Source organism: Streptomyces nogalater (assembly GCF_039532885.1).
Taxonomy (GTDB): Bacteria; Actinomycetota; Actinomycetes; order Streptomycetales; family Streptomycetaceae; genus Streptomyces; species Streptomyces nogalater.
The window spans coordinates 1-15,406 of sequence record NZ_BAAASM010000031.1; the positions used below are offsets into that span (position 1 = coordinate 1).

Genomic DNA, 15,406 nt, shown 5'->3' on the forward strand with positions numbered 1-15,406 from the left:
CCGGACTCCACCTCGCCGCCATCTTCATCTGGTCGGCGAGGTGATCCGAAGGAAACGGCCTAGTCCGGCCCGATGACGCGGGGTGCCCCTTCCCGGTGGGCACCCCGCGCCCCTGTTCAGCCGGCCGTCCGCGGAGGCAGCTTCGGGCGGGACCGGTCGGGCACGCCGGTGTGGTCCGGGGGGACCGCCGCCGGGTGGGCCCGAAGCAGTTCCAGGGCCAGCCGGACGGCCTCGCCCAGCACCGGGTAGCGGCCTTCGGCCCAGTCGACGGGGGTGCGCAGGACCTCCACGTCGGGGGCGACGCCGTGGTTCTCCACGGACCAGCCGTAGGCGTCGAACCAGGCCGCGTTCATCGGGACGGTGATGACGGTGCCGTCGCCGAGGCGGTGCCGCCCGGTCATGCCGACGACCCCGCCCCAGGTCCGCTGGCCGACGACCGGTCCCAGTCCCAGCAGCTTGAAGGCGGCCGTGATCATGTCGCCGTCCGAGGAGGTCGCCTCGTCGGCCAGGGCCACCACCGGCCCGCGCGGGGCGTTGGAGGCGTACGACACCGGTTGCGCGTCCCGGGTCAGGTCCCAGCCGAGGACCGTACGGGTCAGCTTCTCCACCACGAGTTCGCTGATGTGCCCGCCCGCGTTGCCGCGCACGTCCACGATCAGCGCCGGCCGGGACATCTCCATGCGCAGGTCGCGGTTGAACTGGGCCCAGCCGGAGCCGCCCATGTCGGGGATGTGCAGATAGCCGCAGCTGCCGTCGCTCAACTCCCGCACCACCTGACGGCGTTTGGCCACCCAGTCCTGGTAGCGCAGCGGCTGTTCGTCGACGAGCGGGACGACGGCGACCCGCCGGGGCCCGCCGGGCTCCCCGTTTGGCGGGGTGAACGTCAGCTCCACGGTCGTCCCGCCGGAACCGGCGAGCAGCGGGTAGGGGCCGGTCACCGGGTCCACCGGGCGGCCGTCGACATGGGTGAGGACGGCGCCCTCGCGGATGCCCGTGCCGGCCAGCGGGGAGCGGGCCCGGGAGTCGGAGGAGTCGCCGGGCAGAATCCGCCGCACCAGCCAACGCCCGTCGCGGCGCACGAAGTTGGCGCCGAGGAGGCCCTGCCGGCGCTGGTAGTGGGCCGGGCCCTCGTTGCGGCGGGCGGCGGTGACATAGGCGTGGGAGGTGCCGAGCTCGCCCAGGACCTCCCGCAGCAGATCGGCGAACTCGTCGGGGGAGGCGACGCGTTCGACCAGCGGACGGTACTGGTCGAGGACGGCGTCCCAGTCGATGCCGCACATGCCCGGGTCCCAGAAGTAGGCGCGGATCAGCCGGCCCGCCTCGTCGTACGCCTGGCGCCACTCGGCGGGCGGGTCCACCTCGTGCAGGATGCGGCGCACGTCGATCCACACGGTCGTGTCGCCGTCGCCCACCTCGGTCGACGGCACCGCCCGCAGGTCGCCCTCGTCCACCACGACCAGCCGGGTGCCGTCGCCGCTCACCGAGAACCAGTCCAGGTGGTCGACCAGTTCGGACTTCTTCGCCTTGGTGAGGCTGAAGTACTCCAGGGTCGGGCGTCCGCTGACGTCGGCCGGGTTGACGAAGGTCTCGCCGAGCGCGCCGGAGATCGGCCAGCGCAGCCAGACCAGTCCGCCGCCCGCGACCGGGGCCAGCCCGGAGTACTTGGAGGCGATCACCGGGAACGGGGTGACCCGGTTCGCCAGCCCCTCCACCTCGACCGTGACCGTGCCGGCCTCGCCGGTCTCCTCGTCCTCCAGCGGGTCCAGCCCGCCGGCGGCCGGCCGGCCCTCCGGGTTGAGCGCGAAGGGGGAGGGGGTCGCCGAGGACAGCGGGACGAGGTAGGGGCGGCAGCCGAGCGGGAAGGACAGGTCGCCGGTGTGCACGTCGTAGACCGGGTCGAAGCCGCGCCAGGAGAGGAAGGCGAGGTAGCGGCCGTCGCGGGTGAAGACCGGGTTCTCGTCCTCGAAGCGGCCGTTGGTGACGTCCACGGTCAGCCGGTCCTTGATGCGGGCCAGCTTGATCTGTCTCAGGGAGCGGCCGATGCCGGGGTGCGACCAGGCGAGCCAGGCGCCGTCCGGGGAGAAGGCGAGGTCGCGGACGGGCCCGTTGGCGGAGCGGATCAGCTCGGTGACCGCGCCCGTGTCCGTCGTGACCGCGCCCGTGTCCGTCGTGGCCGTCTCCTCGGTGCCGTCGGGTACGTCGACGAGCAGCAGCCGTCCGTCGTGCGAGGCGATCGCCAGCCGTTCGCCCAGCGGGTCGCAGGCCAGTTCCAGGACGCGGCCCAGGGTGCCTGAGGCGAGCCGGCGGGGGACGCGGCCGCCGCTGGCGCGGGGGAGCTGGGCGATCTCCACGGCGTCCGCGCCCTCGGCGTCGGTGATGTAGGCGACCTGCCCGGTGGAGCCGAGCATCTCCGGCAGCCGTACCCGTACGCCGGGCGTCTCGGTGAGGGTGCGGGCCGGGCCGTCGCGGTGGGTGAGCCAGTACAGGCTGCCGCGGACGACGACCGCGCTGGCCCGGCCGGTCTCGTCCACGGAGATGCCGTCGATGTGCAGGGCGGCCGGCACCTGGTAGGGGCGGCGGCCGGTGCGCGGGCCGGCGAGGTGGACGTCGAGCCGGCGCGGTCCGGCGCCGGGGGAGAGGTCGTCCACCAGCCACAGGTCGCCCGCGCACTGGTACACCACCCGGCTGCCGTCGCTCGCGGCGTGCCGGGCGTAGAAGGCGTCGTGGTCGGTGTGGCGGCGCAGGCCGGTGCCGTCGGGGGCGCAGGAGTAGAGGTTGCCGACGCCCTCGTGGTCGGAGAGGAAGGCGATCCGGCCGGCGACGAACATCGGGCAGGCCAGATGGCCGTCGAGGTCCGGCAGCAGCCGCTGTCCGTGCAGCCACAGGCGGCCGGTGGCGCCGCCGCGGTAGCGCTTCCAGGAGGCCGGCTCGTGCGGCGGGGTGCCGGTGAGCAGCAGGGTCCGGCGTTCGCCGCCGAGACCGGTGACCTGGATGTCGGAGACCGGTCCCCAGGGCAGCCGGCCGCCCGGGTCGCCGTCGGGCGGCACCTTGTAGGCCCAGGTGAAGTGGGAGAAGGGCTGGCCGTGGGAGGCGACGGCCAGGATGTCGCCGTCCGGGGTCCAGCCGCACACCCGGGTGTCGACGCTGCCCCAGTACGTCAGCCGGCGCGCGGGCCCGCCGCCGGCCACGTCGACGAGGTGGATCTCGGGGACGAGGCTGCGCCAGGAGGTGTAGGCGATGTGGCGGCCGTCGGGGGAGAAGCGGGGATGGCCGGCCTTGGTGCGGTCCGCGGTGAGCCGCCAGGCGCGGTCCGGGGCGCCCAGGCGGGTCAGCCAGAGGTCGTCCTCGGCCACGAAGCACAGCAGGTCGCCGCTGAGGTGGGGGAAGCGCAGATAGCTCACCCTCCCCATGCTTTTCCGGGCACCGGGCACCGGCAACTCGTGGCCGGGGCGCCCGTGTCGGAGGCGTCTTCCTTACGGGCTCTTCACGTTCGTGACCCAGCACACGTACGAAACCGTTTCGTTTCGCTGAGGCTCCGGGGTATCTTCGGTGATACGAAGGCGGAAGACCCGGAGCGGAGGTGAGTGGCATGACCGAAGGCGTCGCGACGACGCGCCGCAGTCGGATCACGCCCGAGCGCGAGGCCGAGCTGTACGAGGCCGTGCTCGACCTGCTCCGGGAGGTCGGCTACGACGCCCTCACCATGGACGCCGTGGCCGCCCGCACCCGCTCCAGCAAGGCCACGCTCTACCGCCAGTGGGGCGGCAAGGCCGAGCTGGTGGCGAAGGCCGTCCGGCATCACAAGCCGGGCCGGGCCGCGGCGGTCGACACCGGGTCGCTGAAGGGCGACCTGCACGCCCTCATCCTGCACGCCGACGACTGCGAGATGGAGCAGAACTCCGCGCTGATGCGGGGCCTGGCCATGGCGGTGCACGGCAACCCGGACCTGCTCCAGGCCTTCCGGGAACACTTGATCGAGCCGGAGCTGGCCGAACTGCGCCGGATGCTCCAGCGGGCGGTGGAGCGGGGCGAGGTCCGCGCGGACAACCCCGCGACCGGGTTCGTGCTCCACATGATGATCGGCGCGTTCGCCGCCCGCACCCTGATCGACGAACAGCCGCCGACGCAGGACTTCCTCCTTTCGTACATCGACGCCGTGGTCCTCCCCGCCCTCGGCGTCTGAAACCGACGCAACACCCCACCTCCCCAGCAAGCCCACCACCTGACGTCACCGCTCACGTCGTCGGGCTGATCACCCCTGCCCAGCCGAACCCACGACCTGACCGGGAGAACGCCCCAAGTGGCAACGTTCCTCTATAAACTCGGCCGCCTCGCCTTCCGGCGACGGCACTTCGCCGCCCTGATATGGGTCGCGCTGCTCACCCTCGCCGGGGTGGGCGCCGCGTCCGCGCCGACCCCCGGCAACACCTCCTTCTCCATCCCCGGCACCGAGGCCCAGAAGGCCTTCGACCTGCTGGAACAGCGCTTCCCCGGGATGAGCGCCGACGGCGCCACCGCCCGGGTCGTCTTCAAGGCCCAAAGCGGCGGGAAGATGACGGACGCCGGCAACAAGGCGGCCGTCGAGAAGACCGTCGAGGAACTCGGCGCCGGCCCCGAGGTCGCCTCCGTCGCCGACCCCTACACCGGGCACGCCGTCAGCAAGAACGGCGCCGTCGCGTACGCCTCGGTGAAGTACAAGGTCTCCGGCATGGAGCTGGCGGACACCACCCGGGACGACCTCAAGGAGGCCGCGCAGCACGCGCGGGACGCCGGGTTGACCGTCGAGATCGGCGGTGACGCGCTGAACGCGACGCCGGAGACCGGCTCCGGCGAGATCATCGGCATCGCGATCGCCGCCGTCGTCCTCGTCATCACCTTCGGCTCGCTGCTCGCCGCCGGGCTGCCGCTGCTGACCGCGATCATCGGCGTCGGCATCGGCGTCGCCTCGATCACCGCGCTGGCCTCCGCGCTGGACCTGGGCTCCACCACCTCCACCCTGGCCACGATGATCGGCCTCGCCGTCGGCATCGACTACGCCCTGTTCATCGTCTCCCGCTACCGCGCCGAACTCGCCGAGGGCCGCGAGCGCGAGGAGGCCGCCGGCCGCGCCGTCGGCACGGCGGGCTCCGCGGTGGTCTTCGCCGGCCTGACCGTCGTCATCGCCCTGGTCGGCCTGTCCGTCGTCAACATCCCGATGCTGACGAAGATGGGCATCGCGGCGGCCGGCACGGTCGCCATCGCCGTCCTGATCGCCCTGACGATGATCCCGGCGCTGCTCGGCTACGCCGGCCGCCGGATCAAGCCGGCCGGCGAGAAGAGCAGGCTGCTCGGCGGCGGCCGGACGCCCAGGAACCCGGCCCGCCCCAACCTGGGCACCCGCTGGGCCCGGTTCGTCGTGCGCCGCCCGGTCGCCGTGCTGCTGCTCGGCGTCCTCGGCCTCGGCGCGGCGGCGCTCCCGGTCGCCTCCCTGGAGCTGGGCCTGCCCGACGACGGCTCCCAGCCCGTCTCCACCACCCAGCGCCGCGCCTACGACCTGCTCTCCGAGGGCTTCGGTCCCGGCTTCAACGGCCCGCTGATGGTCGTGGTCGACGCCAAGGACAGCGCCCGGCCCAAGGAGGCGTTCGCCAAGGTCGGCGCCGAGATCAAGGGCCTGAAGGACGTCGTCACGGTCGCCCCGGCCGCGCCCAACAAGGCCGGCGACACCGCGACGATCACCGTGGTGCCGAACTCCAAGCCGTCCTCCGTCACCACCGAGGACCTGGTGCACGCCATCCGCGACAAGGGCGCGGAGATCACCCGGGACACCGGCGCCACGGTGCTGGTCACCGGCTCCACGGCGATGAACATCGACGTCTCGCAGAAGCTGAACGACGCGCTGCTGCCCTACCTGGCCCTGGTGGTGGGCCTCGCGTTCCTGCTGCTGATCGTGGTGTTCCGCTCGGTGCTGGTCCCGCTGAAGGCGGCCCTCGGCTTCCTGCTGTCGGTGCTCGCCGCGCTCGGCGCCGTCGTCGCGGTCTTCCAGTGGGGCTGGCTGTCCGGCCTGATGGGCGTCGAGCAGACCGGCCCGGTCATGTCGATGATGCCGATCTTCATGGTGGGCGTCGTCTTCGGCCTGGCGATGGACTACGAGGTGTTCCTCGTGACCCGGATGCGGGAGGCGTACGTCCACGGCGAGACGCCCGGCCAGGCCGTGGTGACCGGGTTCCGGCACGGCGCCCGGGTCGTGACCGCCGCCGCCGTCATCATGATCGCCGTCTTCTCGGGCTTCATCGGCTCCAGCGAGTCGATGGTCAAGATGATCGGCTTCGGCCTCGCGATCGCCGTCTTCTTCGACGCGTTCCTCGTCCGCATGGCCATCGTCCCGGCCGTCCTCGCCCTGCTCGGCAAGCGGGCCTGGTGGCTGCCGAAGTGGCTGGACCGCGCGCTGCCCAACGTGGACGTCGAGGGCGAGGGCCTGCGCACCCACGCCGACCCGGAGGAGGAGAAGGAACTGGTACGCGTCTGACGTACCGCTTCCGGCGCTGACCGGCCGGTGAGGGTGCCCGTGGGGACGGGGACGCACCCTCACCGGCTTCGTCGTACAGCCGGACGATCACGACGAGGAGCCGGGGGCACCTCCGGTTCCCGGGGCCGAAATCCCCGTGAGCGGCGGCCGGGTGTGCCGTAGCGTGCCGCGCATGACGACGACAGACGCCGACGCCGAAGACCACGGAGCCCACCCCCGGTTCGCCGAAGCGCTGCGGGCGCTCGGGCTGGACGACGTCCTCGCGCGCACCCGCCGCTTCCCGGAGGCCACCCGGACCGCGGCCGAGGCCGCCGCCGCGATCGGGTGCGGGCTGAGCCAGATCTGCAAGTCCCTGGTGTTCGCCGCCGACGGGGTGCCGGTGCTGGTGCTGATGGACGGCGCCTCGCGGGTGGATGTGGAACGGGTACGGCGGGAACTGGACGCCGGGAAGGTCACCCGGGCCGACGCCCGGGTGGTGCGGGAGACCACCGGGTACGCCATCGGCGGTGTGCCGCCCTTCGGGCACCGTACCCGCACCCGGGTGCTCGCCGACCGCGGGCTGCTGGAGCACGACCTGGTGTGGGCGGCGGCCGGGACGCCGTACACGGTGTTCCCCGTGGCGCCGAAGGACCTCGTGCTGCACGCGGGCGCCACCGTCGCGGACGTGCGCGAACACACCGCCTGACGGCGCCGACATGACGGGCCGGGGTGGCAGGGCGCACCCTGGAAGCAGCGATTCTCGGAGGTGGTCGTGATGACGCACACCCCTGTCGGATGGCACGTCGAGCTGGAGTTCAAGGAGGAGGACGACCAGCACACACGCGCGGCGGCCCTGGTGCGCCTGCCCGACGGCAGCGAGGTACGGGCGCACGGCCGGGCCAGCAGGCACCAGGTCGACCCCAACCAGCCCCGGGTCGGTGAGGAGATCGCCGGTGCCCGCGCCCTGAACGACCTGGCCATGCAGCTGCTGAGCAAGGCGCACGAGGAGATCGACTCGGCGTCCGGGCGGACGTCCCACCCGATCCACGTATGACCCCCGCCCGGCGTGCGCCGGGCGCGGTCGCGGATCAGGCGAGCGCCGTACGGACGGCCCGTACCAGCGCCTGCGCCCTCGGGTCCGCCGTCACGCTCGCGCGGAAGCCGTTGGTGACATAGCCGAAGGCGATGCCGGACTCCGGGTCGGCGAAGCCGAGGGCCCCGCCGCGGCCGGGGTGGCCGAAGGAGCCGGGGGAGAGCAGCGGGGACGCGGCGCCGTGCAGCATGTAGCCGAGGCCGAAGCGGGTGCCCACCACCAGCACCCGGTCCGGTCCGGCGGACCGCTCGGTGCGGGCCAGCTCCATGGTGTCCGGGGTGAACAGGCGGGTGCCGCCGTCCACCTCGCCGATCAGCGCGGCGTAGAAGCGGGCCAGCCCGTCGGCCGTGGCGATGCCGTTGGAGGCGGGCAGGGCGGCGGCGCGGTAACCGGGGTCGTTCTCGTCCGGCAGCGGGGTGATCGCGGCGAACGCGCGCCGGGTGAGGGAGTCCGGGTCGGCGTAGGCCTCGGCCACCGCGCGCTTGGGGCGGGTCTTCAGCCCGCCCGCCGTCTCGGGCGTCGGTGCCGGGCCGACCCGGCCCGCCCGGGCCCGCTCCGCCTCCGGCAGCCCGAGCCACAGGCCGGCGCCGACGGGCCCGGCGATCTCCTCGGCTGTCCACTCGCCCACCGGGCGGCCGGTGACCCGGCGCACCAGTTCGCCGGTGAGCCAGCTGTAGGTCTGGGCGTGGTAGCCGTGGTCCGTGCCCGGCTCCCACACCGGCGCCTGGGCGGCCACGGCCGCGGCACCGAGGTCGGGGTCGGCGGCCTCGGCGGGGGTCAGCGGGCGGTCCAGCACCGGTACGCCCGCCCGGTGCGCGAGCAGGTGCCATACGCGTGTTTGGTCCTTGCCGGCCGCCTTGAACTCCGGCCAGTACGTGCCGACGGGGGCGTCCAGGTCCAGCTCGCCGCGCTGGTGCAGGAGCAGCAGGGCGGCGGCGGCCACGCCCTTGGTGGCCGAGCGCATGATCTGCGCGGTGCCGGGCTCCCAGGGCACCGCACCGGCCGCACCGTCGATGTCACGGGTGCCGGCCCACAGGTTCACCACCCGGTGTCCGTCGCGGTAGACCGCGACGGCCGCGCCGCGCTCGCCGAGCCGTGCGAAGTTCTCGGCGAACGCCTCCCTGACCGGCTCGAAGCCCTCGGCCACTGTGCCGTTCACGTCCACGTCCGCCATCCCTTCCCGATCGCCTGCGACAGTGGGTGCAACAGGGGAGGTGCGCCTGCGATTCCTCGGTGGGACCGGTCCAGCGGGATCGTTATGTCGATGTTGCCGGGGGAAGTGAGCGTCACGCGCCCATGGCCACGGACTTCGGGTCGAAGCCGAACGGCAGCTCCAGCCGGTGCGCCCGCATCAGCTCCTCGTCGGAGAGCAGCTCGCCGGTCGGGCCGTCCGCCGCGATCACGCCGTCACTGAGGATCAGGGAGCGCGGGCACAGCTCCAGGGCGTACGGCAGGTCGTGCGTGACCATGAGCACCGTCACGTCCAGCGAGCGCAGGATGTCGGCCAGCTCGCGGCGGGAGGCCGGGTCCAGGTTGGACGACGGCTCGTCCAGGACCAGGATCTCCGGCTCCATCGCGAGCACGGTGGCCACCGCGACCCGGCGGCGCTGCCCGAAGGACAGATGGTGCGGCGGCCGGTCGGCGAAGTCCAGCATGCCGACCCGCTCCAGCGCGGTGCGCACCCGCTCCTCCAGCGCGGCCCCCTTGATCCCGGCGGCGGCCGGACCGAACGCCACGTCCTCCCGCACGGTCGGCATGAACAGCTGGTCGTCCGGGTCCTGGAAGACGATGCCGACCTTCTGCCGGATCGCGGCCATGTGCTGCCTGCCGACCGGCAGCCCGGCCACGGTCACCGTGCCGGTGCCGCCGCTCAGGATGCCGTTGAGGTGCAGGACCAGCGTGGTCTTGCCGGCGCCGTTGGGGCCGAGCAGGGCGACCCGTTCGCCGCGCGCGATGGTGAGGTCCACGCCGAACAGCGCCTGGTGTCCGTCCGGGTAGGCGAAGGCGAGGCCGGAGACCTCCAGAGAAGCAGTCACAGGAACCATCCCAGCAGACAGACGACGAGGGCGGCGCAGGGGAGGGCGAGGGCGTGCCGCCACTGGGCGCCGGAGGCGGTCACCTCGTCGATGACCGGCATCGACCCGGCGTAGCCCCGGCTCACCATGGCCAGGTGCACCCGCTCCCCGCGTTCGTAGGAGCGGATGAAGAGCGCGCCGGCGGACTTGGCGAGCACGCCCCAGTGCCGCACGCCCTTCGCCTCGAAGCCGCGCGACTCCCGGGCGATCCGCATCCGGCGCATCTCGTCGGTGATGACATCGCCGTAGCGGATCATGAAGGAGGCGATCTGCACGAGCAGCGGCGGCAGCTTCAGCCGTTGCAGGCCGAGCAGGAGTTCGCGCAGCTCGGTGGTGGCGGCCAGCAGCACGGAGGCGGCGACACCGAGGGTGCCCTTGGCGAGCACGTTCCAGGCGCCCCACAGCCCGTTCACGCTGAGCGAGAGCCCGAGGACGTGCACCCGCTCGCCCTCCGCGACGAACGGCATGAGCACCGCGAACGCCACGAACGGCACCTCGATCAGCAGCCGCCGCAGCAGGAAACCGGCGGGCACGCGCGCGTGGTACGCGACGGACGCGAGCAGCACGGCGTACACCGCGAACGCCCACATCGCCTCGCGCGGGGTCGACACCACGACCACCACGAACAGGAACGCGGCGGCGAGCTTGGTGTGCGGCGGCAGCCCGTGCACGGGCGAGTGCCCGTGCCGGTACAGCCGGTGCGCGTGCCCCGCACCCATGTCAGACGCTCGTGTTCACGGGGGAGGCGTCGTCGCCGCGCCGCCGGCGCAGGGCCCAGAACACCGCGCTGCCCGCGACGACGGTGACGCCGACGCCGATGACGCCCGCGAGACCGCCGGACAGCCGGGCGTCGGAGATGTCCTTCACGCCGTAGTCGGCCAGCGGAGAGTCGGCCGCGGCGTGCTCCTCCTCCTTCTTGTCGATCCCCTTGTCGTGCGCGACCTTCTCCAGGCCGTCGGGGTCGGCGGAGGCGTAGAAGCTGACGAAGCCGGCCAGGACCAGGGAGGTGACCAGGCCGGTCACCCACAGCGTGCGGCGCGAGGTGCGCGCGGCCGCGGGCGCCGGGGTGGCGGGCTCGGCCGCGGGGGCGTCCACCAGGGCGCCGTCGACCCGCAGCCGGAGCCGCTGACGCAGGCCGCGCGCGCCGTGCACGAGGTCGGGGCGGACGGCGATGACGGCGCCGACCGTCAGTGCGGTGATGACCGCCTCGCCGATGCCGATGAGCACATGGACGCCGATCATCGCGGTGGCGACCTTGCCGATGGAGACGTCCGTGGTGCCGCCGATCGCGTAGACCAGGGTGAAGGCGACCGCGGCGGCGGGCACGGAGAGCAGCGCGGCGACGAAGGAGGCCACGGTCACCGAGCGCCGCTTGCGGGGCAGCACGGCGAGCAGACCGCGGAAGACGGCGTACGACACGACGGTGGTGACGAGCGCCATGTCGGTGATGTTCACGCCGAGCGCGGTCAGCCCGCCGTCGGCGAACAGCACGCCCTGCATCAGGAGCACCACCGACACGCACAGCACGGCCGTGTACGGTCCGACGAGTATTGCCGCCAGGGCCCCGCCGAGCAGGTGTCCGCTGGTCCCGGCGGCGACGGGGAAGTTGAGCATCTGCACGGCGAAGATGAACGCCGCGACCAGACCGGCCAGCGGTGCGGTGCGCTCGTCGAGCTCGCGGCGGGCACCGCGCAGGCTCACCGCGAGGGCGCCGGCGGCCACCACTCCGGCGACCGCGGAGGTCGGGGCGTCTATGAATCCGTCAGGTACATGCACCCGACGATTTTAGGCCCTTGTTGCGAACCTCTTGCAAGAGAGACAAAGTCTCGTCTCCCACCGGGGTGCGAACCGGAAATTGTGCCACTCTGGATGGAAGCGGAAGAACAGCTTTCACATAGGTCACGGTGCGTGAAAGGGCGGTCCGATGTCTGTGGTCGAACAGTACGCACGCGCTCATATCGTCACGGACGAGGAGGACCCGGGGGCCGTACCCGTCGTGCTGCGCTACGACCCCGACCGCGATCCCCGCTCCGTCCGCATCGGGCTGCCCGGCCCGCACGAGTGGACCTTCTCCCGCGCGCTGCTCGAACGGGGGCTGCGCGCGCCGGCCGGGACCGGCGCGGTCCGGGTGTGGCCCTGCGGGCGCGTCCAGGCCGTCGTCGAGTTCCACACCGACCGCGGCGTGGAAGTCGTGCAGTTCGACTCCAAGACCCTGCTGCGGTTCCTGCGCCGCACCTACATCGCCGAACCGGTACGCGGCTGACCGGCCGCCGCGCTTCAGCCGCCGAGCTTCAGCAGGGACGCCACGATGGGGCCGGCCGTGTCGCCGCCGTGACCGCCCGCCTGGACCACGCCCGCGGCGGCGAGGTCGCCCCGGTAGGCGGTGAACCAGCCGTTCGGCTTCTTCTGGCCGTCGACCTCCGCCGAGCCGGTCTTCGCGCCGTAGTCCGGTCCGAGCCCCGCCATCGCCTCCGCCGCCGTGCCCGAGGCGGCCGTGTACCGCATCAGCTCGCGCAGCTGGGAGAGGGTCTTCGGGGACAGGGTGCGCGCGGCGGTGGCCAGCGTCCGGTGGTCGACGGACGGCGCGACCAGGTACGGCTGGTGGAAGGAGCCCGCCCGCACGGTGGCCGCGACCGAGGCCATGTTCAGCGGGTTCATCCGCACCCCGCCCTGCCCGATCAGCGCGGCCGCCATCTGCGCCGCCGACTGCACCGGCACCGATCCGTCGACGCTGGGCACGCCGATCGCCCAGTTGTTCATCGACAGCCCGAAGACCTGCTGGGCCTGCTTCGTCAGATCGTCGTTGTCCAGCTTCTTTGCCTGGCTGATGAAGGCGGTGTTGCAGGAGCGGGCGAAGCTCGCCTTGAACGTGCCGCCCTTGATCTCGAAGTCGTCGTCGTTGTGGAACTTCCAGCCGCCGTAGGTGAACGTCTTCGGGCAGGGGTGCGGCTTGTCCGCCGAGGCCAGGCCCTTGTCGATGAGCAGCGACGCCGTGATGACCTTCATCGTGGAGCCGGGTGCGAGGGAGCCCTGGAAGGCGGTGTTGAAACCGTGCCCGCTGTTGGCGACCGCGAGGATCTCGCCGGTGGAGGGCCGCAGCACGACCACCGAGGCCTTCGCCCGCTTGTCCACCTGCCGCTCGGCCGCCGCCTGGAGCGCCGGGCTGAGCGTCGTGCGCACCGTGCCCGGCGTGCCCTCGCTCAGCTCCACCAGCGTCTTGTCGGACAGCTTGGCGGCCTTGGACTCCTTGCCGCGCACCACGCGCAGCTCGACCCCCGCCGTGCCGCCGGCCGTCTTGCCGTACTTCTCCCGCAGCCCGTCCAGCACCGTGCCCAGCGACGGGAACCGGGCGGCGGTGATCTCGCCGCCGTCGCGGTCCAGCGCCTTGACCGGCGGGGTGCCGGACGCACCGGTCACCAGCCGGTCGCCGTCCCTCAGGTCCGGGTGCACGACGGCCGCGTGCCAGTCGACCCGCGGCTCGCCGTCACCCGGGCGGCGGACGACGGTGAGCGAGCTGCCGTAGGCCAGCGGCTTGCCGGCACCCTGGTAGGCCACGGTGGCGCGGACGTCGAACGGCACCGTGGCGCCCTTGGCCGCCTTGGGGGTGAGGGTGACGTCCTTCAGGTGGGCTTCCTTGGCGTAGCCGGTGAGCAGCGGTGCCGCCGCCGCGGGGTCGTCGGTGGCGGCGGCGGCCTCGGCGGCCTTGCCGTGCTGCCAGGCGGTGAGGAAGCGGGTGGTGGCCGTGCGGACCTCGGCGGCGGTGAGCGGGCCGGTCTTCACGGTCTTGCGGCCGGCCGCGGCGGCGGTGCCCTCGTCGGCCGCGGCTCCACCGTCGTACAGCGCGTAGAGGCCGGCGCCGGCGCCGCCGACGACCACGGCGAGCATCCCGCCGAGCACGGCGGGACGGGTCTTCCGTCGCTCGGTGACGCGCCTTCTCTTGCCCACAGCCTCAGTTCCTCCGCGCGCTTTTCAGGCTCTCCTAAGCCCTCACACTCCCAACGACGGCTTTCACCTTAAGGTCCCCGTCTCCACGGGTGATCTCAACCGGCGTTCCGTAGCACGGTTGCGACAATCGGCCCGGCGGCGTCGACGCCGTGCCCGCCGTCCTGGACCATGGCCGCCGCGGCGGCGTCGTCGCGGTACCCGGTGAACCAGCTGTCCGACCCGGCCGTGTCGTCGGCCTCGGCGGAGCCGGTCTTCGCGCCGACGTCCCCGCTCACCTGGGCCATCACCCGCGCCGCGGTGCCGGAGCGCGCGGTGCGGTTCATCATGGCGCGCAGCTGCCGGACGGTGCCCGGCGCGAGGCCGCGCGCGCGGGCCGGTTCGCGGCCGTCCAGGCTCAGCGGGACGATCACCGGCTGGCGGAAGGCGCCGGTCATCGCGGTCGCCGTCACGGAGGCCATGGTCAGCGGGCTCATCTGCACCCGGCCCTGGCCGATCAGGCTCGCCGCGGTGTCCGGGCCGGCGGAGACGGGGACCCGCCCGTCGAAGGTCGGCACGCCGGCCTGCCAGTCGTTCCGGCCGAGCCCGAACCGGTCCTCGGCCTCCCGGGTGAGGGCGTCGGGCCCCAGCTCGTCGGCGAACTTGACGAAGGCGGTGTTGCAGGAGCGGGCGAAGCTGTCGGCGAGGGTGGCGTGCTCGTCGGGCGCCAGGTTCGCGAGGTTGCGGAAGGTCTGGCTCTGCCAGACGGCCGAGGGCGGGCAGGGCGCCGGGCCGTCCGCCGTGGTCAGGCCGGCGTCGATGAGGGCCGCCGCGCTGACGATCTTCATCGTGGAGCCGGGGGCGCGTTCGCCGAGGAGGGCGGCGTCGAAGCCGTCCACGCGGTTGTTGGCGACGGCGAGGATCTCCCCGGTGCTCGGCTTGACGGCTACCACGGAGGACTCGGGATACTTCATCACGGCCGCCTCGGCCGCCGCCTGGACGCTCGCGCTGAGCGTGGTGGGAAGCCTGCCGGGTCTGCCCTCGGCCAGGGTGACCAGCGGGGTGTCCGCGGCCCCGCCGCCGTCCGCCGCGGCCTGGTGCCGGATCACCAGCTCCACACCGGGCCTGCCGCCGGCCTTGTCGCCGTACCGGTCGCGCAGCTCGTCCAGCAGGGGGCCGAGCGAGGGGTACTTCTCCCGGGTCAGCACCTTCCCGGCGCGGTCCACGGGCTCGATCCGGGGGGCGGACGACTCCCCGGTGGCCAGCGTGTCGCCCTGGCGCAGCCGCGGGTGGACGACGGAGGGCCGCCAGTCGACCAGCGCCCGGTGCGAGGTCACGCCGCGTACGACGGTGAGCGTGCCGCGGTAGGACAGCGGCTTGGAGACGCCGTCGTAGGACACCGTCGCCGTCACCGCGAAGGGCACCGTGTCGCCGACGGGGGTGTCCGGGGTGATCCGTACCCTGCCTATGTGCGCGTCCCGGCCGTAGGCGGTCAGCAGCGCCTCGGCGGCCTGCGGGTGGTTCGTGTGGGAGGCGGCGGTCGCCGCGTCCCCCTTCTCCCAGGCGGCGAAGAACGCCTTGGCCGCCTCCCTCACCTCCGAGCCGTCGGGCGGCCCGGTCCGCGGGGGCGCCACGCCGGCCGCCGTGCCGCTGTCACCGCTCATCGCGGACGCGAAGGTGTAGAGCCCGTAACCGGCGCCGCTCAGCAGTGTGACGCACACCCCGCCCACCACGGCCGCCTTGACCCCGTTGCGCATGACGCGGATCCCCTCCCGTTCAGCCTGTTGAACATGTTCAACTCAGCGTGCGGGAGCACTGTAAGCGGTTGTGGTG

General features: G+C 73.2%; 12 protein-coding genes. 5 read left to right on the top strand and 7 right to left on the bottom strand.

The genetic code is table 11. The features are described 5' to 3' along the window. Positions 1–116: 116 nt before the first annotated feature. Complete coding sequence (locus tag ABD350_RS20630; RefSeq protein ID WP_344349691.1) at positions 117–3,401, bottom strand: S41 family peptidase; 3,285 nt, start codon at positions 3,399–3,401, stop codon at positions 117–119. Between the two features lie 188 nt (positions 3,402–3,589). On the opposite strand from ABD350_RS20630, the gene ABD350_RS20635 reads away from it, so the two are divergent. The 4 genes from ABD350_RS20635 to ABD350_RS20650 all read left to right on the top strand — a co-directional run bounded on the left by ABD350_RS20635 (position 3,590) and on the right by ABD350_RS20650 (position 7,538). Continuing rightward, positions 3,590–4,183 (top strand): TetR/AcrR family transcriptional regulator, encoded by a 594-nt coding sequence (locus ABD350_RS20635; RefSeq protein WP_189992135.1) that lies wholly within the window; start codon positions 3,590–3,592, stop codon positions 4,181–4,183. A gap of 117 nt (positions 4,184–4,300) precedes the next feature. Further along, positions 4,301–6,505, top strand: coding sequence for an MMPL family transporter (locus ABD350_RS20640; protein WP_344349692.1), 2,205 nt, complete (start codon positions 4,301–4,303; stop codon positions 6,503–6,505). Between the two features lie 172 nt (positions 6,506–6,677). Next, the gene (locus ABD350_RS20645) at positions 6,678–7,190 is read left to right on the top strand and encodes a YbaK/EbsC family protein (RefSeq protein WP_344349694.1); all 513 of its coding nucleotides are present in this window, start codon (positions 6,678–6,680) and stop codon (positions 7,188–7,190) included. 69 nt (positions 7,191–7,259) lie between these two features. Continuing rightward, the gene (locus ABD350_RS20650) at positions 7,260–7,538 is read left to right on the top strand and encodes a DUF1876 domain-containing protein (RefSeq protein ID WP_344349695.1); all 279 of its coding nucleotides are present in this window, start codon (positions 7,260–7,262) and stop codon (positions 7,536–7,538) included. Between the two features lie 34 nt (positions 7,539–7,572). On the opposite strand, the gene ABD350_RS20655 is transcribed toward ABD350_RS20650, so the two are convergent. The 4 genes from ABD350_RS20655 to ABD350_RS20670 form a co-directional block, all read right to left on the bottom strand. After that, positions 7,573–8,742 carry a serine hydrolase domain-containing protein gene (locus tag ABD350_RS20655; protein WP_344349696.1) on the bottom strand — a complete coding sequence of 390 codons (1,170 nt, stop codon included), beginning with the start codon at positions 8,740–8,742 and terminating at the stop codon, positions 7,573–7,575. Positions 8,743–8,863: 121 nt separating this feature from the next. Next, positions 8,864–9,622, bottom strand: coding sequence for an energy-coupling factor ABC transporter ATP-binding protein (locus ABD350_RS20660; protein ID WP_344349697.1), 759 nt, complete (start codon positions 9,620–9,622; stop codon positions 8,864–8,866). Next, positions 9,610–10,371: a cobalt ECF transporter T component CbiQ gene (gene cbiQ, locus ABD350_RS20665; protein WP_181796233.1), complete on the bottom strand. Its 762-nt coding sequence runs from the start codon at positions 10,369–10,371 to the stop codon at positions 9,610–9,612. The genes ABD350_RS20660 and cbiQ overlap by 13 nt, the downstream gene beginning before the upstream one ends. 1 nt (position 10,372) lies before the next feature. Then, positions 10,373–11,428: an energy-coupling factor ABC transporter permease gene (locus ABD350_RS20670; protein ID WP_344349698.1), complete on the bottom strand. Its 1,056-nt coding sequence runs from the start codon at positions 11,426–11,428 to the stop codon at positions 10,373–10,375. A 148-nt stretch (positions 11,429–11,576) separates the two neighbouring features. On the opposite strand from ABD350_RS20670, the gene ABD350_RS20675 reads away from it, so the two are divergent. Then, positions 11,577–11,915 (top strand): SsgA family sporulation/cell division regulator, encoded by a 339-nt coding sequence (locus ABD350_RS20675; protein WP_344349699.1) that lies wholly within the window; start codon positions 11,577–11,579, stop codon positions 11,913–11,915. 14 nt (positions 11,916–11,929) lie between these two features. Here the strand turns inward: ABD350_RS20675 and ABD350_RS20680 are convergent, their stop codons facing one another. Then, positions 11,930–13,597 carry a penicillin-binding transpeptidase domain-containing protein gene (locus tag ABD350_RS20680; RefSeq protein ID WP_344349700.1) on the bottom strand — a complete coding sequence of 556 codons (1,668 nt, stop codon included), beginning with the start codon at positions 13,595–13,597 and terminating at the stop codon, positions 11,930–11,932. A gap of 95 nt (positions 13,598–13,692) precedes the next feature. Beyond that, complete coding sequence (locus tag ABD350_RS20685) at positions 13,693–15,330, bottom strand: penicillin-binding transpeptidase domain-containing protein (protein ID WP_344349701.1); 1,638 nt, start codon at positions 15,328–15,330, stop codon at positions 13,693–13,695. Positions 15,331–15,406: the final 76 nt, after the last annotated feature.

Excerpts from the sequence above, each read along its gene's own strand:
- ABD350_RS20635 (WP_189992135.1), top strand. The coding sequence starts at position 3,590 with ATGACCGAAGGCGTCGCGACGACGCGCCGCAGTCGGATCACGCCCGAG.
- ABD350_RS20645 (WP_344349694.1), top strand. The coding sequence starts at position 6,678 with ATGACGACGACAGACGCCGACGCCGAAGACCACGGAGCCCACCCCCGG.
- ABD350_RS20650 (WP_344349695.1), top strand. The coding sequence starts at position 7,260 with ATGACGCACACCCCTGTCGGATGGCACGTCGAGCTGGAGTTCAAGGAG.
- ABD350_RS20660 (WP_344349697.1), bottom strand. The coding sequence starts at position 9,622 with ATGGTTCCTGTGACTGCTTCTCTGGAGGTCTCCGGCCTCGCCTTCGCC.
- cbiQ (WP_181796233.1), bottom strand. The coding sequence starts at position 10,371 with ATGGGTGCGGGGCACGCGCACCGGCTGTACCGGCACGGGCACTCGCCC.
- ABD350_RS20675 (WP_344349699.1), top strand. The coding sequence starts at position 11,577 with ATGTCTGTGGTCGAACAGTACGCACGCGCTCATATCGTCACGGACGAG.
- ABD350_RS20685 (WP_344349701.1), bottom strand. The coding sequence starts at position 15,330 with ATGCGCAACGGGGTCAAGGCGGCCGTGGTGGGCGGGGTGTGCGTCACA.